19 protein-coding genes and 1 pseudogene are annotated in these 24,982 nt (G+C 58.9%); 2 read left to right on the plus strand and 18 right to left on the minus strand.

The features are described 5' to 3' along the window. Nucleotides 1-289: 289 nt before the first annotated feature. The 3 genes from AC1KVG_RS07115 to AC1KVG_RS07125 form a co-directional block, all read right to left on the minus strand. Entirely contained in the window at nucleotides 290-1,000 is a 711-nt protein-coding gene (locus tag AC1KVG_RS07115; RefSeq protein ID WP_481093926.1) for a hypothetical protein, read from the minus strand. A gap of 240 nt (nucleotides 1,001-1,240) precedes the next feature. Next, nucleotides 1,241-1,624, minus strand: a complete 384-nt coding sequence (locus tag AC1KVG_RS07120) for a SymE family type I addiction module toxin (protein WP_481093927.1) — start codon at nucleotides 1,622-1,624, stop codon at nucleotides 1,241-1,243. Nucleotides 1,625-2,439: 815 nt separating this feature from the next. After that, entirely contained in the window at nucleotides 2,440-2,826 is a 387-nt protein-coding gene (locus AC1KVG_RS07125; protein ID WP_481093928.1) for a hypothetical protein, read from the minus strand. Nucleotides 2,827-3,154: 328 nt separating this feature from the next. Here AC1KVG_RS07125 and AC1KVG_RS07130 point away from each other — a divergent pair. Further along, nucleotides 3,155-3,418: pseudogene (locus AC1KVG_RS07130) on the plus strand (XVIPCD domain-containing protein); the annotation flags it as partial. Nucleotides 3,419-4,016: 598 nt separating this feature from the next. On the opposite strand, the gene AC1KVG_RS07135 reads toward AC1KVG_RS07130, so the two are convergent. The 14 genes from AC1KVG_RS07135 to AC1KVG_RS07200 all read right to left on the minus strand — a co-directional run bounded on the left by AC1KVG_RS07135 (nucleotide 4,017) and on the right by AC1KVG_RS07200 (nucleotide 23,030). Further along, entirely contained in the window at nucleotides 4,017-4,445 is a 429-nt protein-coding gene (locus AC1KVG_RS07135; protein ID WP_481093929.1) for a hypothetical protein, read from the minus strand. A 165-nt stretch (nucleotides 4,446-4,610) separates the two neighbouring features. Then, on the minus strand, nucleotides 4,611-4,835 hold the full coding sequence (locus AC1KVG_RS07140) for a hypothetical protein (protein WP_481093930.1): 225 nt from the start codon (nucleotides 4,833-4,835) through the stop codon (nucleotides 4,611-4,613). 111 nt (nucleotides 4,836-4,946) lie between these two features. Continuing rightward, entirely contained in the window at nucleotides 4,947-5,297 is a 351-nt protein-coding gene (locus AC1KVG_RS07145) for a SymE family type I addiction module toxin (protein ID WP_481093931.1), read from the minus strand. 404 nt (nucleotides 5,298-5,701) lie between these two features. After that, nucleotides 5,702-6,004 carry a hypothetical protein gene (locus tag AC1KVG_RS07150; protein ID WP_481093932.1) on the minus strand — a complete coding sequence of 101 codons (303 nt, stop codon included), beginning with the start codon at nucleotides 6,002-6,004 and terminating at the stop codon, nucleotides 5,702-5,704. 363 nt (nucleotides 6,005-6,367) lie between these two features. Beyond that, complete coding sequence (locus AC1KVG_RS07155) at nucleotides 6,368-7,702, minus strand: GNAT family protein (RefSeq protein WP_481093933.1); 1,335 nt, start codon at nucleotides 7,700-7,702, stop codon at nucleotides 6,368-6,370. Then, nucleotides 7,647-8,789 carry a hypothetical protein gene (locus tag AC1KVG_RS07160; protein ID WP_481093934.1) on the minus strand — a complete coding sequence of 381 codons (1,143 nt, stop codon included), beginning with the start codon at nucleotides 8,787-8,789 and terminating at the stop codon, nucleotides 7,647-7,649. The genes AC1KVG_RS07155 and AC1KVG_RS07160 overlap by 56 nt, the downstream gene beginning before the upstream one ends. Nucleotides 8,790-8,880: 91 nt before the next feature. Further along, nucleotides 8,881-9,783: a hypothetical protein gene (locus AC1KVG_RS07165; protein ID WP_481093935.1), complete on the minus strand. Its 903-nt coding sequence runs from the start codon at nucleotides 9,781-9,783 to the stop codon at nucleotides 8,881-8,883. Between the two features lie 370 nt (nucleotides 9,784-10,153). Further along, nucleotides 10,154-10,303 carry a hypothetical protein gene (locus AC1KVG_RS07170; RefSeq protein WP_481093977.1) on the minus strand — a complete coding sequence of 50 codons (150 nt, stop codon included), beginning with the start codon at nucleotides 10,301-10,303 and terminating at the stop codon, nucleotides 10,154-10,156. A 60-nt stretch (nucleotides 10,304-10,363) separates the two neighbouring features. Further along, nucleotides 10,364-10,573 (minus strand): hypothetical protein, encoded by a 210-nt coding sequence (locus AC1KVG_RS07175; protein ID WP_181106940.1) that lies wholly within the window; start codon nucleotides 10,571-10,573, stop codon nucleotides 10,364-10,366. 187 nt (nucleotides 10,574-10,760) lie between these two features. Then, the gene (locus AC1KVG_RS07180) at nucleotides 10,761-14,624 is read right to left on the minus strand and encodes a LamG-like jellyroll fold domain-containing protein (protein WP_481093975.1); all 3,864 of its coding nucleotides are present in this window, start codon (nucleotides 14,622-14,624) and stop codon (nucleotides 10,761-10,763) included. Between the two features lie 207 nt (nucleotides 14,625-14,831). Then, nucleotides 14,832-15,860, minus strand: coding sequence for a pectate lyase (pelA, locus tag AC1KVG_RS07185; protein ID WP_481093936.1), 1,029 nt, complete (start codon nucleotides 15,858-15,860; stop codon nucleotides 14,832-14,834). After that, on the minus strand, nucleotides 15,860-16,837 hold the full coding sequence (locus AC1KVG_RS07190; protein ID WP_481093937.1) for a pectinesterase family protein: 978 nt from the start codon (nucleotides 16,835-16,837) through the stop codon (nucleotides 15,860-15,862). Before AC1KVG_RS07190 ends, pelA begins: the two co-directional genes overlap by 1 nt. Nucleotides 16,838-16,850: 13 nt before the next feature. Continuing rightward, entirely contained in the window at nucleotides 16,851-20,051 is a 3,201-nt protein-coding gene (locus AC1KVG_RS07195) for a TonB-dependent receptor (RefSeq protein WP_481093938.1), read from the minus strand. Between the two features lie 231 nt (nucleotides 20,052-20,282). Further along, nucleotides 20,283-23,030, minus strand: a complete 2,748-nt coding sequence (locus tag AC1KVG_RS07200) for a TonB-dependent receptor (protein ID WP_481093939.1) — start codon at nucleotides 23,028-23,030, stop codon at nucleotides 20,283-20,285. A gap of 287 nt (nucleotides 23,031-23,317) precedes the next feature. Between AC1KVG_RS07200 and AC1KVG_RS07205 the strand changes: the two genes are divergently transcribed. Then, complete coding sequence (locus AC1KVG_RS07205) at nucleotides 23,318-24,340, plus strand: PfkB family carbohydrate kinase (RefSeq protein ID WP_481093940.1); 1,023 nt, start codon at nucleotides 23,318-23,320, stop codon at nucleotides 24,338-24,340. Between the two features lie 193 nt (nucleotides 24,341-24,533). Here AC1KVG_RS07205 and AC1KVG_RS07210 read toward each other — a convergent pair whose 3' ends face one another. Next, a complete protein-coding gene (locus AC1KVG_RS07210) occupies nucleotides 24,534-24,821 on the minus strand; it encodes a hypothetical protein (RefSeq protein ID WP_481093941.1) in 288 nt (95 codons plus the stop codon). Nucleotides 24,822-24,982 lie beyond the last annotated feature (161 nt).

Consider the following 24,982-nt stretch of genomic DNA (forward strand, 5'->3'; position numbering starts at 1 on the left):
GGCCCCAAGAGTGACAACCGACGTCGCCAATTCTCAGCGACTTCAGGAGGGTAAGCCTCAAGAAGTACATCTAGACGGAAGTTTGGCCAAGTGATGAAGGCACCTCTGACCGACGTTCTTTAGGTCAACACCTCTGGGTGGGACTGGCTTGTGTCGTGCGGATGCATGTCCCGGAAGACGGGTCAAAGTTGAGTTCTTAAGTGAAACCGACCCCATTCTCTATAATACGCCCCTATGCAAGAACGGTGCTCAGGCCAACGAACAACGTTGCTGCTCTACGCGGTAACAGCTAAGCCTTCCCAAAGTAGTTCCACCAAGCCTTATTGGTGGGTTTTGCGCCATGTTCCAGCAATGACCCACGGCCGGGGCTGACGAAATGGTACTGACCCGACGACTTCATCAGGCTGTGTAAATGGTTTCGTCCTTCTGCACGCTTCTCGGCGACGTAGGCCAGTTCGTCAGGCTTCAAGATCTGCACAGCTGCCAGGAACACGTCCTCCGCGGGAAATTGGATCTTCTTCGGGAGCTCAGGGTGCTCAACCCCAATCATGACGCCCACCATGCCGTGTTCGTTCTGGAAGTCCTCCAAGCCGCAATCTTGAGCGAAAAGCTCCATCGTGATGACGCCGTGTCTTTCGATAAAGTCGGCCATCTGCCCGCTGCATGCGGCTTGCTGAGAGAGTGCGTAGACCAACTTGAAAAGCCATGACCCTGCAATGTCGCCAGTCAACTTCTCTTTTGTCTCCGCGATGATTTCCAACCTATAGCCGTTGTTCGGCTCTTCAACATCATCGAACGGGTCTGAAAGACCGTTGCTTGCCACCCTAATGCTGTCCCTTGTGCGAATGACGCTGAATGCCTGCCTCAGCGCAGGCCAACTGGGCCCACCCATAAAGGCCGGGTTTATAGCATGCGCGATCACATCAGGATCGACCTTTCCCAGAGATTCAAACAACTCGTCACGTACCGCGTTTGTCTTTTGGTAAATTTCCGAGCTCATGGTTTCCATTCCTATCAAATTTTCTAACTTCTCTGATCTGCTTACCGGCAAAGCAGCCCTGCTAGCACCGACGGCTAACATTATGTGCCGTATTCCAAAGCTCTTGGATATCTTCCTTATCGGCGAAATCCCTCATGCATCACCAAGACGCTCGGATCGCCAGGGAGCGACCAGCACAGCGCTACGCGTGCTGGTGCGCGGCCGGCGTCAGCATGATGCTCGTCGAGTCGGTGCCTACCGTCAATTGTTGGCTGCCTTATCTGTCGCCTTCTCGCCATCATCCGCCACGGTGACGACCAGCTCGCCGTTGCGTAGGCGGATGTGGAGCTTGCTGCCGATAGTGAAGCCCAGTTGTTCCAGCCAGCGGCCGCATAGGCGCAGGGTGGGGATGCGTTGGTGGCTGTCGGGGTAGTAGCCGTAGCCGACGGTGCAGTGTTGCGGGGCACGCGGGTGGCCTGGGCGGCGCGGCTTGTTGGGGTCGGGGCGGGGCTCGGGGATGGGGGTGCGCTCGACGTAGGGCCGTGGCGTGATCGAGGGGTCGAGCGAGTGCCAGCCGATCTCGGTGGGCGGCAGCTCCGTGGCGCGCTTGCGTGGGGATGTGGGACGGGACGTGGATCGACGCATGGCAAAGCCCTCCTTGACGAACAGGCCCCGCCGCCGGGTGGCGACGGGATGTCGGGAGGTTAGAAACCGCACGTAGCCGGCGGGCGTATTTCCCCGAGGGGTGTTGTATTAGCCGCCCTCCCGACGCAGGCATTGCGTCGGTTGCACCCGCAAGATGCTGCAGGCACAAAAAACCCACCGGTTTGACGGAGGTGGGTACCGCTACGTGAGGAGTTTCTACGCTCCTTGTGGTAGAGATTGCTGCGGCCTTGTTCGGATGTCAACTGCTTTGAGTGGCAAAGCGCTGATCAAAAGCTGACAAGGTCACCGCCGTTTTAGATCAGGCATGAAACTGACTCTGACCTCCTAATCTAGAGGGAATAATTGACGAGCTACGTAACTTCCAGTCTCGCATCCGGGAAATTTTCGGAAGCCCAAGCTTGCAGCTCTACCAGGGACTGGCACAGCATCAGTTGGGTGCCGTGCGGTGTGTAGAGAGTTAAAGGTGCGCTTGACTCAACCCGCTTGGCCAAAACGCGCAACCTTGCCTCTACCCAACCGATAGTGCTTGCAGCTCCATAGCCATGAGCTTCGGCAAGCCGGAGGTATAGCTCACGCGAAACCACGCCATCGGCGGCCAGTTTCGTGTCCAGTTGCCGGTTTAGTAGTGCTGCGTCCATCTACACCTCAATCGTAAATCGCTCTATGAAACTACGAGAAAATGGGTCAGGTTGACTTATTAATTGCACCTGACCCCGTTCTTTCGCCGGCCCTCACTTCTGAACAAGCAACGACTAAGGCTGCTGTTTAAGTGCACCTGACCCCGTTCTTCTCATTTACCAAATCTCAAAGGTTCCGCTCCTGGCGAAATCAATAAAACCCCCTATAAATTCATCGTCAGAGCTAGGGGCGGTTACAGAAATACCTGCTTCCTCAAATTTTTTCGCAATTCTCAACGCTCGCTCACTCCCATGTGGGTCCGCTAAGTAGCGTCCCAGCGCAGCAGCCAACTCCCTTGCGTCTGAGTCAGCGACAGATTGCCCCGCGTTCCAATCATAATGTGCCCCCCAAGGTTCTCTATCGATCCAGTCAATGGGGGGCGATGTCCCTTCTGGCTTCCATCCATAAACCGATGCCAAGTTCAAGTAAAAAGACCATCCTATTGTTGAGAAATAGAATTCCGTGCCAGCTTTATTTTTAAGGTCTACACCCATATCAATCACTTAGTCCTTGCATTGAGACGACCCAGGCTGCGGGCTCGGCGCGGCTAAAAAATCCATTCGCGGGCATGGAACGAAGGGGTCAGGCTGGCTTATAAGTGAACCTGACCCCGTTCTTGTTTCTACGCTCCTTGTGGTAGAGATTGCTGCGGGTTTGTTGGGACGTCAACTGCTTGGAGTGGTAGAGCACTGATAAGTGTGCCGCCCTGCCAATGCGGCAAGCGAAACATATCTCCTAGCCCTTATCTGGCCCACATGTCTCAAGAAGTGAACCCAACCGCGTTTCTCGGAATTTTTTCTCGAAGAAATGAACCTGACCCCGTTCTTACGGCTCTCAAGGATCGACCACATCGTACTGAGTGCAGCGACAGATTCTGTGCGGCAAGGGGAGAACGTGTTTGTTGTTCAAGGGGCGTTGGACAACCCTGCTCACTTGATGGCGCACATGAAGACAGGCGACGCCATCGCACAACCGGTGGAGCAGTCACTGAGCCAGTTGCAGGCTCTTGGCGAGACGCAGCGGCAACAACAACAAGCGCAACAGCACGATCAGCAGCAAGAGCCATCGATCACCCCGCCTCATCGCATTGTGTGAGGTTGCAGCTCGCACTCACCTTTAGCGCATTACGCCAGATACAGCGCGTGTGTGCTGCGTCTGCGCTTCACACCTCGATTTTTACAGAGAATCAGTCTGGAGAAGATCATGAAGGTCTTCCGGCCCAGGCGAGATAATTGATGTTGAACCATTGCATGTGGCTGTCAGCCTGAACTCAGACTTGGTTTGCTGGTCTTCGATAGTGCGAACGCCGTCGATAACGCATAAGACCCCGAACAGTGTTGCATCAGCCGCCATTCGTAATGCAGCGGCAACGTTAGCTTGGTCGGCAGAATCAAGACCACGATACCAAACTGACAAAATAACGAGAGATTGAGAGGGCCTGCGCCCCGGCGGGGCTTTGAGAAGTTCCAAGCAATCATGAACGGCGACATCCGCACATTCAGTCTTTAGCGCATTAACAAAGCTGTGTGGAGTCATATCTTTAGCCCTGATGCCTGAATTAAACGGAATCGCGACGCGGCATCAACTGCGATACTGCGGCTTGCCGCCCTACACCGCTCACTGCTCCGCGGTATCGTGCACCGCATGGGCATTGAAGATGGTTTTGCTCGGCGTCGTCGGCTCGGGTGAAGAATTAGGCGTCATGCGCACGCTGCCGTATCCGACGAAGAGCGTGCATCAGCACAATAACAAAAGGCACTATCACGAGAAGATAGAACACCTGAAATGTCGGAACGATGAAAAAATTCCAACCGCCGGTGCGGACATCTGTTACAGCCCACCACACGTTTGGTACGACTGAAAGAGTGACAAGAAAACACAACACGATCATCCTCAGCGTCGGACCCGCCTTCGATGCCGGTACGAATACCAGATAGATGGCGTATGGAGCTGCTCCAATCAACGCGGTAGTCACAAATGCAGCAAGTGCAGCCCACCAGTTGTCTGTACCAGCAAATACGCGCCATTCAATGGTCGTAGCCGTGAACGCGGCAGTGAGAAGCGCGCAGCAACATGCAAAGACCTTTGACGCCTTATCCAATCGGCTAACTGACCTTTTCATCGCCCTGACTACGAGTGGACCGCAGCAGTGCGGCATGCATGATCCTCACCGACTGATTGACGGCCGTCAATCGCTCCACGCCTCTGTAGCCAATACCCGACCCGCAGCACGGCCACGGCCTTATCAAGATCCGATTTCGGGCTCGCCGATTATTGCCAGGTGCTTCTATGGGTCGCCGCAGCTGTGCTCCATGCGACGGTCAAAGATTTCGCGCACGGCGTGGGCGGCATCGAAGATGGCTTGCCCGAGCGTGGGCAGGGTCTGCGCCTCCAGGCACTCCGGTTTGCTCATGGCGATCACGTCGCCATGAGCGATGAGGGTGCGTAGCAGGCGGTCGAGCTGGTCGCGTTGGTCCAGCGTGAGATGCAAGACGACGGCGGGGTGCTCCATCTGTGTCCCTCCTCTGCGCGGTGAGCGGGGAGCGCGTACGGTGTGGCGATTGGCGTGCTGCGCTCGGCGCGGGGCGTGCGGGTGCGTGCTGCGCGTGCGTGGCGCACCTGGTTAGTCCGTAGGTGCGACGCTGACAACCAGCTCGCCATCGCGCAGGCGGATGTGGAGCTTGCTGCCGATGGTGAAGCCCAGTTGTTCCAGCCAGCGGCCGCGTAGGCGTAGCGTGGGGATGCGTTGATCGCTGGCGGGGTAGTAGCCGTAGCCGACGGTGCAGTGGTGCGGGGCACGCGGGTGGCCGGGGCGTGGGGGGCGGGCTTCGGTGCGGGGTTGGGGGATGGGCGTGCGCTCGAGGTAGGGCCGCGGCTTGAGCGTGGGGTCGAGCGAGTGCCAGCCGATCTCGGTGGGCGGCAGCTCGGTGGCGCGCTTGCGTGCTGATGTGGGACGGGACGTGGGTCGACGCATGGCAAAGCCCTCCTTGACGAACAGGCCCCGCCGCCGGGTGGCGACGGGATGTCGGGAGGTTAGAAACCGCAGAGAGCCGGCGGGCGTATTTCCCCGAAGGGTGTTGTATTAGCCGCCCTCCCGACGCAGGCATCGCGTCGGTTGCACCCGCAGAATCTGCAGGCACAAAAAACCCACCGGTTTGACGGAGGTGGGTACCGCTCTCTGAGGAGTTTCTACGCTCCTTGTGGTAGAGATTGCTGCGGGTTTGTTGGGATGTCAACTGCTGAGCGGCAGAGCGCTGACAAGGATCTGAGAGTGCCGACCTGTCCGTGTTGAGTGTGGAAGATATCCATGAGCCTCATCAAGCCGATTTATCTCAACAAGTGAACCTAACCCTATTTCTGGACACCATCGTTCGATTCCTACTGCCGCCATGCGCCACAACCGTCCCAGTCTCGGTTAACAGCGGCTCTGATAACGCTAATTGCAAGTGGTTCATTCTGTTGACTGAGGACAAACTGAAGCTCGCCCTGCATAAAGGGCAGCCCTTTCGGTGCGATTTGCATTCCGTAGTCACGAATTGTTGAGTTGGCTGCGTCAATTCCGGATTTGTGGATTGCCATCAATGAGTCATACTGAGCAATGCTTTGAATCGCATTTGGATCGGGCTCAATTGACACAAGATAGTCTAGCGCGGCCTGAAAATTTTTCTGTGTGATAATCATTGGAACCTCCAGAGAGATACGCACGGCTCACCCTTGAATTAAACCAAGTTGCGAAGCAAATTCCGCTTGAATTAATGAAACCGTGGAAATTTTTATTACTTAAATAAAACCGTCCCCGTCCTTCCCTCCTTGTGTTAGAGATTGCTGCGGATTGGTCGGGATGTCAACCATTAAGATTCAAGCTATGAGTTGCTATCCACTGGCAGTCCCATAGACATGGACGAAGTATAAGAACACTCCAGCAACTTATTTCTCGGCGGCTGTTCGTTTAGGCCCTAGCGACGGTAAAAACTCCCATCTGCTTAAAAAATAAATCTGGCCCCATTTACCCTTGGCTAATATTTCCAATAAATCAGTGGCAGCTTATCCCATTACTTGAAAAAAATTATAATGATTATTAAAAATTACGCAAATAAACATTACCAACCCAAGAAATGATGAAGCAAAAAGCGCGGCGCATAAAGATAACTCTGCTGACCTTACCGGAATACTAACTAAATCCTCATATTCGGAATCGGTCAGATATCGATATAGCTTTCTGCGCCAGGTATCTCTGAGCATCCTTTGCTGCGATAAAAATCGAAAATTTATTCCGATAATTGAACCCAAATATAGGACCCCGAGAATTCCCATTGCATCGAAAAGCAATGGTGAAATAGATGTTGTTATTTTTCCAGCTATGAGGCCTAGACTATAAAATAGAGCTCCAGCTGTGCTTAATGCAAGCTGGCGAGCGGCCTCAGTAGTTTTAGCAGTATCCTCTACAACCGATTTACGGAGCTCCCCAAGACCCTTTATGGCGTCTTTGCTTTGCTCGTGAAGTCCATATTGGTATGTAATTCTTGCTCCATCTAAAGCAAGAGCACATGATTCTGCTAGGGCTCTAGCTAGGCCACGTCCTCGTTCAGCTATCCTCGCAAATTCGTGCGTAAAAATTCTATGCCGAACTTCTGACTCTCGATCAAGCTCGTAGATCCAAAGCGCTGCAGCCTGTAGAGCAAGAAAACCAACGCTTCCAAGATCATCTAGAAATCGACCTTCATTTAGATCTAGATCTAGTCTTGGCGGACCAGTAAAAGTAACTTTAGAAACTTCGACCTCTGCTGCCACCGAGTAAGACGTAGCTCGACAAGCCGCCGACATCCAAGCATCAAAAGCTAAGTCTCCCCAAGGCAAATTTTTGCTGTCTGTTAACAGAAAAGGACGTATATCTTGTGGCAGTGGATTAACAGTACCAATTGACCTTACTAAATCTCTAGGTGACTTGACCCCTGCTCTCACTTTACTTGAGCCTACTTCATCCCAAGAACATACGACAAAACCCATAGTACAAAAACATACGGTTGAACTAGCGACACGCACTATGCCTTCAGCTTTTGGGTTTATCAAAAGCCAATCGTGGAATGCCTTCGTAGTTACGAAGCCTATACCATCATCAAATAAAGGCTTCTGAAAGGTGATCGCATACGGCTCTACACCAGCATGAAGTGCATGTAATGGCACATCGTATTCCGCATCATCTACAACTTTTACGTTCCAATTCAGAGATGCAAGCAAAGCAACAAGCGTTACGGCATCGGCAGCGCTTGCTCCATTAATAGTAACGGACGCTTCGGTGCTTTCTGATAAGCTAATTTCTGGCTTAACCGTCAGTCGATCGACGAAGTGCGCTAATGGTCTCGGGGACAACTTCTTCACTCTCAATTTTATCAGTAACGATAGTTATGGTTGCGGAACCATCGCTCCTGCGGACAGTCGTAACACGTACGTCCTGCAACGATTCCGGATACTCGATGCTAATCTTTTCTTTAGTACGAATCTTACGCTTTGCTGCTGCTTTCAATACGTTTAAATTAGGCGGGAATTCGAGGCCGGCAATCTTCTTCTTACGCAGCACCCCCATGGTTAGGTTCTTCAGATCTTCAGCAATCTCTTCATCGTCAGGCCGCCCTGCAGCAACGAACACTGCATTAATAATCGTATCATCGTTGATTTCAACCGAGCGCCTGAGTATTTCCACGACCGTCGATCTCGCAACTGCCCGTCCTTCAGGCCAAGTGTTGTCCGGAGCTGCCTTCAGAAGATCCAGAACAGCATCGGATACGGCTTTGTTTAGCTCTACATCATCACGCTCACGCTTGACACCAAGAAAATTGGAATAAAATCCTGTTATGTTAGGTGATCTCGCAGCGCGATCTTTAGCAGCAACTAAAAATTCCGCCTGATCATTAACGACTCTGAAAATTGCTGATTTTTGAAGCGCGCGCTTGTCTTTAACGAATGCCTCCACAATACGGCGCAACTGTCTCGTATCTTGAGAACCAGCCCGCTTCACCGAAGGCGCCAAAACCTCGCTGTAGTCATACTTAAGCATTGCGTAAAGCTTTGTTGAAGCACGCCCACTGGCGAGCTCAAAGCAGAAAAAGGCACCCTTGCCTGTTTGTCCGCCTCGATGAAGACGATGAAAATCTTTCGCTAGCGCTGTTGCGCCTGTTGCAAATTGCTTGGATCGTGAAGCCATCTCTTCAAGCGTTGCCTTTGTCGTACTTTCTTCTTCAAACGTGAAAACTGGAGCTATATCAACAGCCAAAATTCTCGCAAGAAAGAATTCAGCGTGCTCAACCTCAGGCATACGATCTCGTGAAGTAAAATCTTCATCGCCTACAACCTGGAAGTTCATCTTAACGATAGCTAGTGAGGCGAGCTCATCTTCGGTAAAAAAACCCATTAGTCCCCCAAGCAACAGAATTTTATAAAGATACGCAAATAAGTTTTTTATTGGCAAGGTTAATTAATATCCAGCCATGTCATGATAGCTCATGAAACATCGCCAAAACTTGCTCATATAGCGGACGTTGCCATTACGAATCCAGAATCTATGCGTCGAACGGCCCGGATACTGGAGTGTCCTCTGCGCATGATGCGTCCAATTCATAGTCAACGCCTGCGATATGCAATTTCACCGAGTCTCCTTTTATTGAAATAAAGTCAGCGTCATTCGACATTGTGGTTCGGCGCTCGCGGGCTCCCTTCATCGAACCAAAATTAGTCCGAAATACCAAGCCATCAGATAATGAATACGAATAACCGGTGTAGCCTTCATTATAAATTCCGTCTTTCCCCTTCGGATAATTTTTATAGAGCACGTTATTGTATTTCGGCTTAAGGAGGCTAACAAAAGCTTTCTCAGCGTCAGACACCAACCGCGAATTGCTATAGGACATCATTACGTCCTTGTCTTCAATCACGTCTTCGGGCCGCCAACTTCTTATTATTAGGGGCTCCACCTTAAATAAGAAAAAATAAATTTCATCACTGACGTGCGCGCCTGGATAACGCTGGGGCTCGTCGGAAATAATCTTCTGCCTTGCGTCGTGTCCTTTTTTTAATAACCTATCGAAGCTATCCGTTCCGGTTGCCTTGCCTACATATAAAAGGTCATAACTGGCTAGTTCAAGATAGTTTTCTAACCCGCCAATGAATTCTTCTGCGCGGCCCCGACGCCAAAGTAAATCCTCCGGATGGAAGCTTGCGACGACGGTTTTAATTCCGTACTTTTCTTTTTTGTAGAAACTGATCGAAGTGTCTGAGACCCCTATCGTGATCTCTACTTCTTCATTAATAGCCGCGACTGGGGGAAGCAGACCAGTATCAATAAATCCTTTACCGCTTGCACCGCCTTGAACTTGTATTTCAAAGTGGATTTTACCCTCATCATCCGCGTGTATATCAGAAAAAATAGCTTTTGCCCGCCCACCGATCATGTAGAAATCGCTCAACCTAAGGATCTTTACTAAATTCTTATTCTTTGATATGTGTGAGACGCTACTATTAGCGATGGGAGGACATATTAGATCCACTGACGCAATCATTGCATTTACATGAGGAGCCATGAACAAATCCTTTGATTCTCCAGAAGGTATTTCTGTATGCCTTCAAAATTTCATGCAAGCATCAGCACTTAGGCGACACAGCGAATAGGGAAGTAGGTAATTAATCTTCTAGCCCTTGCTCTCTTGCTAGTTTGCGCACTGAATTAATCTGAGCATCCTAACCAGATGTCATTCATCAGCCTGCCTGGAAACCAGACACGGCTGAAGCGCATGGCGGCTTGCACGACGTTGAGGCCGATCCAATCATGTAAATCAGTTACTGCGTCCTCAATCTAGCAAGATGGTAGCCGATAGGAACTGCACGTATCTGGCCTGCTGCAACCAGCGCCACCAGCAATGTGCCTGTCGCTGCGAGCATGACACCGGCAAGGCCGGCCAGCAGCTTCAGGAGTTTTTGATAGCGCATTCTTCGCGTCCTAGTTCTTGCATTACGCTGCCCTTCCGAGTGGCGTTGGCTTGAGGCCTGCTAGGACTTGTGACGCCGATAATGGTTGTTGGTACTGGTGCTGCGGTAGCTGCCACCCTTGTGCGAGGCGCCGTGGCCTGCGCTGTAGTGACCGCCGTGACTGGTGGTGTGGTGCGATCCGGCGGCCCTGACGCGCGCCTGCGCGGATGCGGTAAACAAACCGAGTGCGGCCACGCTAAGTGCCACGATGCTCCATGCCTTGCTCAACATTTTTTTCTTCCCCCTGAAGAAATGTGTGGCTTTGCGGCTGCATTAATACTGCGCGCCTTGATCCTCGCCGAGTTTTTGGATTGCGTCAATGCGCTTGCGCGATTGACCGCTGGCTTTATGGGGTTTGCCCTCATCCGCCCTGCGGGCACCTTCTCCCGCGCGCGGGAGAAGAGCTTGGTGTCTCGGGTTATTGGCTGTTTTTTGCGGTTGCCGGCGTAACCGGTGCGGGCAGAGCGAGATTATTGTTGAGTTCGGTAATCTCCGGCACCTTGCCTTCGGCAACCACACGCAAATGCGCGGTTTTTAGATTTGCTGCGTTGGTTAGCGGCAGGCGTATTTGCGTGGTGATTGGCTGCAGATCGCGTGGTGCCGCGAGTGCCGGAAACGCCGCTCTCGCCAGCTCCTTCCCACGCGCATCCTCCAACACCACAAACCCGGCCGGCGCATCCGCATGACCAAGGCTATGGACGGTCACCTCAATGGCATCGGCAGTCACCCGCACATCGCCATGACCAATGCCCAGGTCCGGGCGCAGTTCGACTGGGGTGGTGGCTGCAATGCGTTCGAGCAGCAGGACGGTGGTGCGGCCTGCGGGGAAGTCGATGTCGATGGAAGCGCTCTTTTCAAAAGCGAACTCTTGCGTCTTGCCTGCGCTGTCGAGCTTGCCGTCATTGCCTTTGCTCACGCCTTGGGTGATGCGCCATTGGCCTGGGGCGACGTTCCAGCCGGTCATGCTGGCGCGCTGAGGTTTACTGGAGGTGTTGTAGGCGATGACGGTGAAGCGGTCTTGCTGGGGTGCGGGGATGGCGATGGCTACTTGGGTGGCGGCCTCTGGATCGGCGAAGCGCCAGCTCACGGTGTGGCCGGGGTAGGTTTGATTGCGCTTGAGGGCCACGCCGCCTAGGCGTGCGCGTTGCAGGTTGACCGTGGGGGATTCCACGCGGTCGCTCCACCAGTGGCCTTCGGTGTTCATGTAGAAGTTCTGCAGTTTCTCTCTTGCCTCGCTGCGGTAAATGGCGGCGAGATACTCGAGGTTGCCGGTTTGCTCCCAGGCCACATGGTGCGGGAAGTCCGGAGCGCTGCCGTCGTCCTTGTTTGCGGCATCTAACAGCTTGCCGCTCCAGTCGCTGCGCTTGCCCATGACGTCGAGGAAGTTTTCGTTGAGCAGCGAGAGGCCATTGGGGCCGCTGTTGGCGACGCGGTAGTCAATGGGCTTGAGATAACGCGCATCGCCGGTGAAGCGGTAGGCAGCCCAGAAGGTGTGCAAGGTGTCGGCGCCGCCGCTGCCTTCGAACAGCTCGCCGCCGCGGGTTTTGCCAGTTTGCCAGTTGATCTCGTTGGGCAGGGCCCAGTTGCCCTTGGCGTTGGTGTAGGCGTGGGCGAGATAGCCGTCTGCCAGGCCGGTGACGATGCGGCGGCTGTTGGGGTCGGCGTTATAGCCGCCCAGCAGGATGGCCGGGTGCACGATGGGGAAGGAGTACGGTTTTTGCCATTGCCAGTTGGGCTCGCGGTAGACCTTGCGGCCGCCGAACCAGTTGCTGGCAAACAGCAGGTGGCCTTGCGGGTTGACCTGGATGATGGTGTCGAATGCCTTGACCGTTTCCATCAGGCGCTCGACGGTGCGCGGGTCGCCCCAGTTGAGATACAGCAGGGCGCTGTTGAGGTTGATGCCCTCCTCGTAGGAATGCAGCTCGTCGGTTTCGATGGTGGACAGGCCGTTGGTGAACATGCCGTTGCGGTAGTTGGCATCGGACAGCGCCAGCATGGAGGCGTTGAGCATGTCCGGGTCCACGCCCATCAGCGCGACGCCGGGCCATTGCTGCACCAGGTCCGAGTCATCCGAGATGCCGCCGCCGAAATCGCCATAGGCCACCTGGCGCTGCTCGATCCACCAGCGGATGTAGCGGCGAGTGGCGCTGAGGTCTTGCAGCTGCCAGAACGCCCAGGCGGGCACGCCCTTGGGTACGGTGGGCATCTCGACAGGCAACTCGCCCTGGTTGGCGTAGCTGATGTCGTTCCAGTACTGGCGGCCGAGGGCGTGGCCTGGGTCGACGCGCAGCAGGTCGGTGATGTCGGCATCCAGGCGCTTGTAGAGCAGCTGGCGCTTGGAGGTGGTGTGTTCTTCCACCAAAAAGCCCCAGTTGTCCTTGACCTGGTTGAAGCGGTCGGCCACGTGCTCTTTGAGGGCCTCGGCGCGCGGCTTGAACACCAGCTGCAGCTGGGTGCCGTCGAGTGCGTTGGCGTTGAAGCCGGGCGCGGCGGCGGCGATGCTGAGCATCAGGCTGTCGTTGCTCAGGATTCTGTCGCGCAGGTCCAGCCACAGCGTGCGGGCCTGGCCAGGGGTAACCGCTACCGAGACATCGATCATGTCGCGCGCGGGCCAGATGGGGTCCTTGATGCGGATGTTGAGCGGGATGCTGCCGTTGTGGGTGGCCGGCAGGTTGAGCGCGGGCAGGGTGATGGCGATGCCATCGAGGCCGTCGTGCATGTTCTCCCAGCCGTAGGACCAGCTGCGCATCAGCGCCTGGTCTGGCGGCGGGTTGCCCAGGCTGGATGGCACCAGGATGTGCACGATGGGCTGCTGCGCGCTTGCTGCGGCCTTGTCGCTGGGGCGCTTGCGTGCGGGTGCCTTGGTGGGCAGGGCGATGACGGTCTGGCGCTCGCCCGGCGGGTAGCGGCCGGCGATGACATCGCGCAAGGGGGCGAGGTTGTCGTAGTCGGGCTGGATGTCGCTGCGCACGGTGTAGCTGAGTTGCGCGCTGCCTTTGGGCACCTCGCCCGGCTGCACGTTGTAGGCCCAGATTTCCTGGATGGGGGTTTCCTGCGCGGTGTTGGCAAAGCGCAGCATGCCGCCGCGGCGCTCGGGGAACTGGTCCACGCTGCGCACCACGCCTTGCTTGCGGTCGAACAGCGGATGCGCCTGCGCGGTGCTTGCACCGGCGGCAGCGGGCGTGGTGTAGCTGGCCTGGCCATAGGCGGCGCCACGTAGCTCGATGCGGTTGACCGGCTCGTCCGGCAGGGTGAGGTCCAGCGCCTTGCCGCCTTCGACATAGGTGTTCCAGTCGGGCAGCTGGAAGTAGTCGTCGCGCCCGGGCAGGCGTGAGCGGTTGTAGACGCCGGGCCAGGTGGTTTCGGCGATGCCGTCGGTGGCCTTCCACATCCATTGCTTGAGGTCGCGTGCGTCTGCGAATTCCACCTTGCGGATGCGGGTGATGGGTGCGCTCAGCAGCGGCGGTGCGTGGCCGTTGTCCCAGCCAAAGCGATGCAAAAAGGCAGCGTATTGCTTGTCGGTTGGCGCGGCTTCGGCGCTGGTGGGCTCCTGCAGGCGTGCCAGTGCGGCAGCGCCGCTGGTATCGAGCATGCGGTCGTAGATGCGGATCTCGTCGAAGTCGCTACCGCGCAGGAAGTTGTAGCGGCTCTGCACCTGGTGCGGCGACATCACGCGGCCGGCCAGGCCGAACTGGTCGAGTGCCGCGTCGAAGTCGAGCGCGCCGCCGTTGGCGCAGGGCGCACCGCAGTCCACGCGTGCGGCCTCCTTGCCATCCACGTACAGGCGCACGCCGCGGGTTTCATCCCAGGCGAAGGCGATATGGGTCCAGTCGCTGGCGGCCGGATTCTTGTCGAGCTTGAAGGAGACGCGGGTGCGCGCGAGGTTGGCGTCGGTGACGAAGGCATCGAAGCCGTGGCCGTTCCAGTCGATGCGCAGCCAGGCCATGTCCCAGCTGGTGTGGTCGGCGTAGCCGACGCGGAAGATCACGAATGGCGCCTCGCCCACCGGGTAGCGCGAACGCCAGAAAAAGCTCAGCGTGCCGCGCTGGGTGTAGAGGTTGCCGGGCGCATTCCACGACAGCACGCCGTCGTCGGCCCATTCGATGGCGTTGCCGCGTTTGCCGGTGGGCACCAGCGCGATCTTGTCGCGGAAGTTGGGCACGCGATCGCCGCGGGCCACATCGGCCTCCAGGCTGCGATCGGCCGAGACCCGGAACAACAACTCCGGGGCCGTGGGGGTGGCCGCACTCTCCGGCAGCGCGATCAGACACAACAAACCCATCCAAACCTTCAGCACACGCACCTCGTCTGTTTCAAACCCACTGCCGCACCGCATGGGCGACAGACACTGCAACGTGCCACCGCAACGCGGCACGCGGTGCACGGTGGGCAGCGAGCAAGCGGGCCGGCACGTACGAGAGTACATGCGGTGCCTGCGTGCTGCGCGCGCCACTATGCGCCGCGTGCGGTGGTGCGATGGCTGCGTCCACTACAGCCCGTTTGCGGCCTTCCACTTGGGGATCTCATCCTTCAACAACTTGTCCGGCCAGGTGCCATGCCAGGCGTAGCCCACGCGGCGCTCGTTGGGCACCTGCATGTAGTCGGTCAAGGCCTTGCCGTCGCGGTTGGCATACAAGGGGCGTTGATTCTGCAGGTCGTAGAAGCGTGCCCATAGCGATGCACCCGGTTGCGCAACCAGGATCACGTCCTTGCCGGTTTCCTGGGTGGGGTCGTCGATTTTCTTGGTGGCCAGATCGCGCATGCGATGGGTGTCGAACCAGACACCGGCCGCTTGCACCGCGGTCTTGATCTTGGCCGAGGGGTTGGGCTGGCGCATCAGAAACCGCACGATGCTCACCGACTCGCTGGACGACAACGAGGCCAGTTCATACGCACGCGCCTTGGCCGGCTTGAGCGTGACCTCGTCGTATTGCGCGCCCCAGATGGTGAGCGTGCCGCCGATCTTGACCTGGGTAGCAAGCACGCATTCCAGACCCTTGGCCACCGCCTGCACTGCGCGTGCGCCGTGGCTGCTGCGCAGTTGCGCGCCGGTGTCGGCCTTGCCCTCGCCGATGTCCTGCAGCAGGTTGAGCACGCGTACCATCGCATCGTCGTTGTAGGTGATCTGATGGTGGTAGGACGACAGGTCCGGATAGAACTGCGGCCAGCCGCCATTGGCGTATTGCGCCTTGAGCAGGTAGTCCACGCCACGGCGTGCGGCGGCGATGTACTTGGCGTTCTTTTCATTCTTGAAGGCGGTGGACAGGTACGTGATTTCGTACGTGGTCGCCTTGTTGTCGATGGTGGCGTCGTCCTTGCGCCCCGGCTGTTGCAGCTCGGCGATTTCGGCAGCGGTAAAGGTGCGGTTGTAGTCGACGGCGACGCCCTTGTATTGCTTGGACCAACCGCCGGAGGCGGTCTGCAGCAGCAACATGTTGTCGGCGATCTTGTCGGCCATGGCCGACAGCGGTGCGAGCAGCAACGCGGTGGTGAATGCGATTGTCGATAAGCGGATCATCAGAACGGCCTCCAGCTGCCCAGGATGGTGTTGCGGTCCAGCGCGGCGGCCTGCGCAGCGGTGAGCTGGCGCGACCACTTCACGCGGCGCGACGGGTTGGCGCCGTTGCCGCTGCTCTGGTATTCGCTGTAGCGGGCAGTGGCCTCGTTGGCGGCGTTGCCCCAGTTGTTCCAGCCCTCGGGCAGGATGTGTGCGCCCAGCTGGCTGCTGATGAAGCTGACGCTGGCATACGGCCGCCACGGGCGCCCCAGGTGCACGCGCGAGACGCCGCTGGCAGCGGTGACGCGGGCATTGCGGAATACGAAGCCGCGCGCGCTTTCCTGCGGGGTGGAGGCGGCGGTGAGATAGCCATCGCCCAGCGAGTGCAGTTGCACGTTTTCGAACAAGGCGGTGCCGGCGCCGAACACGAAGTCCACAGTGCCTTCGACATAGCAGTCGAGGAAATACGACAGCTTGGCGCCGCGCAGATACAGCGTGTCTTGATAACCGAGGAAGCGCACATTGCGGAACGCGGCGCGGTCGCCATCCACACGCACCGCCACCGCCTGCCCGACCGGGCCGGCGTGATTGCCGAAGGCGAGTTTTTCCGCAGTGAAGTCGTTGCCGGCGATGATGACGCTGGACGAGCCGGAGGTGCCGTACTCGGTGCCGGTGGCCGGATTGATGCGCGAGGCGTAGTTGTCGTAGGTGATGATGGTCTGGGTGGGGCCGGCACCGGTGAGCTTGAGCGCCGGTGCGTTGGACGGCACCACGATCAGTTCTTGGTAGGTGCCGGCGCCGATGTTGATCTGCGCGCGTTTGCCGCCCTGCACGGCGGCGTCGATGGCGGCCTGTACGGTGCGGTAGCCGGCGCTGCCCTGCTTGGCCACGGTGTAGACCGGGTCGGCAGCGATGGCGGCGGTGCTGCCGAGCGACAGCCCCGCCAGCAAGGCGGTGGCAGCGAGAGTACGTAACACGATCCTGCGATGCGGTTGCATTGCTGTTCTCCTGTCAGAACTTGTAGCGCGCGCCGATGTAGTACTGGCGCCCGGTGACGGTGTACTTGTCGGGCAGTTCCAGCGTGGAATCGACGTAGCGGCGGTCGGGGGTGTCGAGCAGATTGATGGCCTCAAACGTCAGCGACAGCTGGTCGTTGAGCTTGTAGGACATGTTGAAATCCACGTTTTCCACGCTGTATTTGCCGGTCACGTCGGCCGTGACCAGGCGCCTGCCGTCCAGGTCGTAGACGTCTTCCTGGGCGAGGATGTTGTTGATGTAGCCGTCGCGGTAACTGGTGGACACGCGCGCACTGAAGCGGCCGTCGTCGTAATAGACGGTGGCGTTGTAGGACTGCGGCGAGAGGTTGAGCAGATCGCGCTCGGTGGCGGTGGTGGTGATGCTGGTGTTGCTGCTGCCTGCGGTACTGAACAGGTAATTGATCTTGGAATCGACCTGGGTGTAGTTGAGCTGGATGCCGAAATTGCGCCAGAAGCCGGGCAAAAAGTCGAAGGCCTGCTGGTAGGTCAGCTCGAAGCCCTTGAGCGGGCCGCCGGGCGTGTTGAAGTAGCTCTGCACATTGAAGATGGTGTCCGGCGTAAAGCCGGCGGGCAGCAGATCCAGCGAGTAGCCCATCGCCTCCCAGGTGCTGAGCACGCGGGTGCGCTGCACGTAGCTGTCGATGTCCTTGTAGAACACCGCCGCCGACAACAGCGAGCCTTCGCGGAAATACCACTCGGCGCTGAGGTCGTAGTTGGTGGAGCGGAACGGGTCGAGCTTGGGGTTGCCCAGGTTGATCGAGAAAAACCGCCCGTCGTCGAAGAACTGGGTGGGCCCGCCGCTGACGCTGGGCGACAGATAGGCCAGCGTGGGGCGCGCCATGGTCTTGGCCGCACCGAAGCGCAGTACAACCTCGTCGCTGACATCCCAGGACAGATTCAACGAGGGCAGGATGTCGCGGTAATTATGGTTGACCGTGGTGGGCACCAGCAGGCGCTCGCCGGCTGCGGCGGTGGCGCTGGCCACGCCGAAGAACGACTCGCACGCAGGCGAAATCGCGCCGGCTGCGGTGGCCGTGCACGGCGCATAACCGCTGGCGGCGATCTGCGTCTGCACATAGCGCACGCCCAGGTTGCCGCGCAGCGCGCGGCCCCACAGATCCGTGTTGAAATCGAGCTGCAGGTAGGTGCCCAGGCTCTTTTCGTTGACCGCGAAATTGTTGTTGGACGAGCCGAAGTGGCCCACATCGGCCAGGCGGTAATCGCCACCAGGCACGCCGGTATCGCAGTTGCAATTGATGTTGAGCAGGTCGGCGACTTTCTGAAAATCCGGAATCACCCAGGTGGTGGGGAAGCTGCCGTTCAAGCTGCGGCCGAAGCCATCCAGGTTGGTGCTCAGCTCATTCACGCCCACGCCGGCCGGCAATGCCTGCGCCAATCGCCCGTAGGAGATGTTGCGCGACTCCGACGTGTCCATGTCGTAGTTCTTGTAGGTCAGCCCGGTGCGGAAGGTGAAGGTGGGGCTGATGTTGAATTCCAGATCCACCTTGGCGGTGTCGAAGGTGTTGTTCACCGACTGCGGGTTGAGCCGCACCTCGCTGATGTTGGTACCGCGCGCGGTGCCGTTGCTGTTGACCGGCACTGCGCCATAGCCCAGCCATTGCCAGTTGTTGGGGTTACCCGCATCGAACGGGAAACTCATGCTGGGGTAGTCGCCACCGTTGCGCCGGTCGAGCACAAAACCATCGAGATTGGTGTTGTCGAAACTCACCATCGAAAACTCGGGGCGCTCGTAGTCCGAGGTCGAGTGGCCGACCAATGCATTCACGCGCACCTGATCGTTGAAGCGGTGCTGCAGATCCAGACTGAATTGCTTGAACTCTGTGGATTCTTCGATGTTGCTGGATTCGGTGCGGAAGTCGACGTTGTCGAACACGCCGTAGGTGAGGCGGTTCTGGTCGTCCACCTGCGCCTCGCGCACGGCGATCTGGGTCTTGCCGCCGAAGTTGGCGGTGCGGTGCAGGTTGGCACCGACCGAGTCTTCGCGCTGGTCCTTGTCCAGCTTGGAATACAGCATGTCGAAGTTCAGCAGGGTGTCGTCGCTGACCTTGAATTGCAGCGCGCCGGTAACGCCGAGGCGCTTGATCTCGTGATCGGTGCGGATATAGCGCGGGTAACGCGGAATCCACGCGTCGGTGGCGGTCTCGTAGGCCTGGATGTTCTCCGGCGTGTTGGCCGGGCGCGGGATGCCGGTGCCGCAATTGGCGGCGCTGATGCCGTAGCTGCCCCAGCCGTTGTTGCGGTCCTGGTTGGCCTGCGAGCCGACGCCGGCCAGGGTTTCGTTGGCCAGCGGGTTGCGCGGGGTCTGCGGGTTGTAGCCCACCGGCGAACAGAAGCCGTAGGTGCCGTTGTTGGCGGCGGTGCTCTGGTTGGAGTTGCGGTAGTTGCCGTGCTCCCAGCGCACCGGGTTGTAGCCTTCTTCGCGCAAGTGGCGCTCGCTGTAGGACACCGACATCAAGGCGCCAACGCGGCCATCGGCCCAGATGTTGCTGATCAGGCCGGAAAAACGCGGGTCCTTTTCGCGCGAGAGATCGTTGTAGCCGTATTGCGTGGAGGCCGCCGCTTCGAAGCCGTCGAAGTCGAACGGGCGCGAGCCGCGTAGGTCGACGGTGGCACCCAATGAGCCTTCATCCATCTGCGCCGATTGGGTCTTGCTGATGGTGACGCGGCTGAAGAGTTCGGAGGCAAAGGTATTGAAGTCGAAGCCGCGGCTGCGGTTGACGCCATCGCTGCCGCTGCCGGCAGTGGCCAGCGCTTCCAGCCCGTTGATGCGCACGCGGGTGAAATCCGAACCCAGGCCGCGCACGGAGATCTGCTTGCCCTCGCCGCCTTCGCGGTCGATGGAAACACCGGCGATGCGTTGCATCGATTCGGCCAGATTCAGATCGGGAAACTTGCCGATGTCTTCGGCATAGATCGCATCCACCTGCTCCACGCTGTAGCGCTTGGCGTCCAGCGATTGCTGCAGGCTTTCGCGATAGGTGGCCTTGACCTGCACACGGTCCAGATCCACCGCATCGGTAGGTGTGGTCGGCGGGCCGACGGTTTGCGCGGCAGCGCCGGCACCGTGCAAGGCCAGGACGATGGCCACCGACAACCGCGCGGCGGACAGGCAGGCGCCTGCCGCATGGGCAGGACGACACGAACGGGCTTGCATGAGGCGGCTCTCTCCCTGGCACTGGCTGCAATGACGCGCTCAGCCCCCCAAGGCCATGGCGTCGCAATGAGCGACCAACACGCCTGCTGCGCAACCGCGCACTACAGAGTTGCTGGAGGCTTTCAAACATCACGCCCACCGCGTTGCATGCGTGCACCAGTGCACCGCATACAAGGCGATCAAGCGTTGGAATAGGGCCCGCTGCGCGCGTGCGCAGCGGGTAGACAGCGGTTAGAACTTGTAGCGCACGCCCAGCAGGAACTGCCGGCCGGTTTCGCTGTATTGCAGCGGCAACTGCGCGGCCGCACCGACCCATTCGTCGGCCACTTCGTTGGTCAGATTGATGCCTTCCAGGCTCAGCTCGATCTTGTCGTCGAACTTGTAGCGCAGCGAGGCGTCGATCATCGTGGTGGCCTTCATCCCGTGCACGTCGAAGCCGGTTTCGGTTGCCGGCACCTGGGTCAGATAATCGTCGCGATGCGTGGCCGACACGCGTCCGGCGAACTTTTCGCCTTCGTAGAACAGCGTGGCGTTGTACGCATTCTTCGATAGACCGGTGAGATCGGTTTCCAGCGATGCCGCGCCGCTGGTGGTCAGATACTGGATCTGCGAATCGACGTAGGTGTAGTTGAGCTGGATACCCAGATTGCTCCAGACGCCCGGCAACCAGCTGAAAGGCTGGGTGTAATTGGCTTCCAGACCCTTGAGATCGCCACCGGGCGTATTCAGCGGCACGCTGAAGACGAAGTCGTCGTTGACGCCGGCGCCGGTACCGTCGAGCAGGCTCACCGGCAGGCCGCTGGAGGAATACGGACGCACGTCGCGTGCGGTCTGCACGAAGCTTTCGATGTCCTTGTAGAACAGCCCAAGGCCAAGCAATGCACCTTCCTGGAAATACCACTCGAAGCCCAGGTCGTAGGTGTCGGCCAGAATCGGGTCCAGATTCGGATTGCCGCCACTCACGGTGCGCGCACCGCCGCTGACGTTGACCGTGACACCCGGCGTCAGGCTACCCAGGCCCGGACGCGACATCACCTTGGCCGCACCGAAGCGCACCAGAAAATCCGGGCTGACTTCGGCCACCAGGTTCATCGATGGCAGCGTGTTGTTGTACTCGCGCTCTGCGGTGGTCTGCACGAGTGCGGAGCCGACGGTGGCAAAGCCGGTGGACTCCTGCTTGGTGCGCACATAGCGCACGCCCAGATTGCCCGAGAACGGGATCGCGCCGATATCGAAGGAGAAATCGCCCTGCAGATACGCGCCGCGATCCTGCTCGGTGACGCTGCGGGTGTTCACCGCACGCTCGGCCAGCGCAAAGGTGCCGGTGCCGCTATAGATGCCCAGCGCATCGGCCACCGCATCCAGATTCGGCACCACCCAGGTGTTGGGCGAGCCCTTGATGGCGCTCAATCCGGTTTGCTCGGTCAGGTCGGCCGGCACGATGCGGGTGCCATCGGCGAAGGTGGGCACCGCCACTTCGGAAGCGCGGCGGAATTCCTTGGTGGAGAAGGTGTAGTTCTTGGCCAGCACGCCACCCTTCAGACGGAACCCGGGGCTCACGCTCCAGTCGAAATCCAGGCTGCCGGTGTCGAAGTCGTTTTGCACCTGTTGCGGACGCAGGCGCAGTTCGGCCAGGGTCCAGCCATTGGGGTCGGTGGGGTTGATGCCGTAATTGAACACCGGCTTGCGGCTGTTGCCGCGATAGTCGTAGGAGTACCCATCGACGTTGAGCTTGTCCATGATCACCGTGGTCTGGATCGGGTTCTCGTGCTTTGAGCTCGAGGTGCCGACCATGCCGCTGATCTTGAACACGTCGCTGAAGCGATGCTCGCCGGTCAACGAGAGCTGCTTGAAGACGGTGTTCCATTCGTCGTAACGGTTTTCCGAGCGCACGTCGACGTTGTCGAAGTTGCCGTACAACATCGCACCGGTAGCCGGATCGATAAAGCCGTCGTTGACGATGGTCTGCGGCTTGCCGCCCTGCGCGGCGCCACGGCTGAAGGAGATCGCCTCGATATAGTTTTCGCTGCGCTTGGCGTCGATCTTGGAATACAGACCGTCCAGCGAGAACTCGGTGGAATCGCTCGGCGCCCATTGCAGCGAGCTGGTCACGCCGATGCGCTCCTGCTTGTGCTCCATCAAGGTGTAGCGCGGGAAGCGCGGATGGAACACGTTGGCATCGCGCGCCTGCGGGAACGCCGGGCTGGCGGCGAAGTTGCCGTTGCTCGGGCCATTGGCCCAGCGACCGCTGTTGCTGCCTTCTTCCAGCAGCTCGCGCTCGGTGTAGGCCACCGACACCAGCGCGCCGAAGGTGTTGTCGGCCCAGGTGTTGGAGATCAGGCCGGCCACGCGCGGGTTGGCCTTCTCGGACATCGCGTTGTAGGCGGCCTGGCCGCTGGCGGCGATGGTGAGGCCTTCGTAGTCGAACGGGCGCGCGGTACGCAGGTCGACGGTGGCGCCCAGCGAGCCTTCTTCCACATCGGCCTGCGCGGTCTTGCGCACGATCAACTGGGTGAACAGGTCCGAGGCGAACACGTTGAAGTCGAAGCCGCGGCCGCGGTTGGAGCCGCCGGACTGGTCCGAACCGCCCACCGTGGTGAGCGCTTCCATGCCGTTGACGCGCACGCGGGTGAAGTCAGGGCCTAAGCCGCGCACGGAGATGTTGCGGCCTTCGCCGGCATCGCGGGTGATCACCACGCCGGGGATGCGCTGCAGCGATTCGGCCAGGTTGAGGTCGGGGAACTTGCCAATGTCCTCAGCGACAATGGCATCGACCACGCCGGCTTCGCCGCGCTTGATGTCCAGGGCCTTTTCCACCGAGGCGCGATAGCCGGTGACGGTGACGGCGTCGAGGTCGACCGTTGGCTCGGTGGGTACCTGGGCGGCGTCCTGTGCAGCCGCATGGCCGCTCAGCGCAAGGCCGATCGACAGTGCAAGCAAGGTAACCGGTGTCTTCCGGTTGGTGGTCCGAAATTGCATGTCCTCCCCTCCCAAGGGTCCATGAACAACGTGAAATAGCGGGGGTGTGGGCGGTAATGACACCGCTGGTCAAAACGACGTTACCAGCTGAATCGCCGTTCAACATCTTGCAGCGCAGCAGAAAACCTCACCTAATTTGCACAAAAGGGGTGCAACCAGCCCCTACACGTCGCATTATTCTTGTGATTGGCCGTCTATCGCGACGGCTAGAATGACACCGATGGTCATCCTGACGCGTCCCGGTCTCCCCACCCCGTGACGCACTACACAGACGAGGTAATTGCCGCATGAGTCGTGCCCGCATCCTGTGCTTTGGAGAGTTGTTGTTGCGCCTGGGGGCGCCTGGTCACGAGCTGCTGCTGCAGCAGCCTCGGCTGGATGTGCATTGCGGTGGGGCGGAGGCCAACGTTGGCGTGTCGCTGGCGCATTTCGGCCACGAGGTGGCCATGGTCAGCACGGTGGCGGACAACCCGCTGGGTGCGGCAGTGCTGGGCGAACTACGGCGGCACGACGTGGACACGCGGCATGTGCGGCGCGTGGACGGCCGTATGGGTCTGTACTTTTTGACCACCGGTGCGATCCATCGCCCCAGCGAGGTGGTCTACGACCGCGCCGATTCGGCGTTTGCATTGGCGCCGGCCGATGCCTACGACTGGCCGCGCCTGCTTGAGGGCGTGCAGTGGCTGCATCTGTCCGGGGTCAGCCCAGCGCTGGGCGCCGATGTGGCGCAGGCGACGCTGGCGGCCGCGCGCGCCGCACGTGCAGCCGGGGTCAAGGTCTCGTTCGACGGCAACTACCGGCCCAAGTTATGGCAACGCTGGCAGGGCGATGCACGCGGCATCCTGCACCAGCTGTTCGACTGTGCGGATGTGGTGTTTGCCGACTACCGCGACATCGGTGTGGTGCTCGGTGGCGAGTTCCCGCAGGACACGCTGGAAGCGCGCGTGGAAGCCGCCGCGCAGCAGGCCTTCGCGGCGTTCCCGCAACTTCAGTTGATGGCCTGCACGCAGCGCGTAGCGCACAACGTGGACCACCACAGCCTGGGCGCGATGCTGGTGCCGCGCAGCGGTGAAGTGGCACGTGCGCCGAGCGAAGAACTGACACCGATCATCGACCGCATCGGTGGCGGCGACGCGTTCGCGGCCGGCGTGCTGCATGGCCTGATCGCAGGCTGGTCGCTGGAGGACACGGTGCGCTTCGGCCTGGCGGCGGGGTGTTTGAAACACTCGATTCCCGGCGATTTCAATCCACTCTCGGTGGCCGATGTGCAGGCCTGTGTGGGCGATGCGCGGTTTGATGTGAGGCGGTGAAAAGCTGGGATTGGGGAGTCGGGATTGGGGAATCGTAAGAGCATGTAAGAGCGCTGGCTTTCAGCGCTCTAGCCAGGTTTGTTGCTAACAGCGCGCGGTGCGCTCAGAGCTGACGCGCGATTGTGCGATGTGATGCGCGATCGCGGGCGGCGGGCAGATGCTTTCTACGTATTGCTCGCTGCGCTCACGCGTTTCAGGCGGGCGCAGGTGCGCGGCGTTTGTTGATGATCCATTTCAGCGCTGCGCTCAGCAGCACAACGCACAGCGACGCCGGTACGCTGAAAAACAGCGTGAGCATCAGTGCGAACTGCAAGTCTGGCGCCGAGCCGTCCTGCATGACCACGGCACAGACGACGGCGGTGGTGATCACAAAATTGCAGATTGCCTTGAGTGACCAGTGCAGCTTGACGAAACGCAGCAGCACGGCACAGGTCACGCTGACCAAGAGGGCCAGCACCAGGATAGCGATCAGTTTGTCCATTGGGGGCTGGGATTTGGGATTCGGGAGTGGGGATTCGTAACATCAATCTGAAGACAACCGGCGGGAGGCGATTGTCCCTGAGGCAACGCAGTCGGACCCGCCAAGCTCAGTGGTAGTGGTAGTGGTGCCCACCGCTCTTGCGAATCCCAAATCCCGACTCC

It is taken from the genome of Xanthomonas sp. NCPPB 3959 (assembly GCF_056675575.1).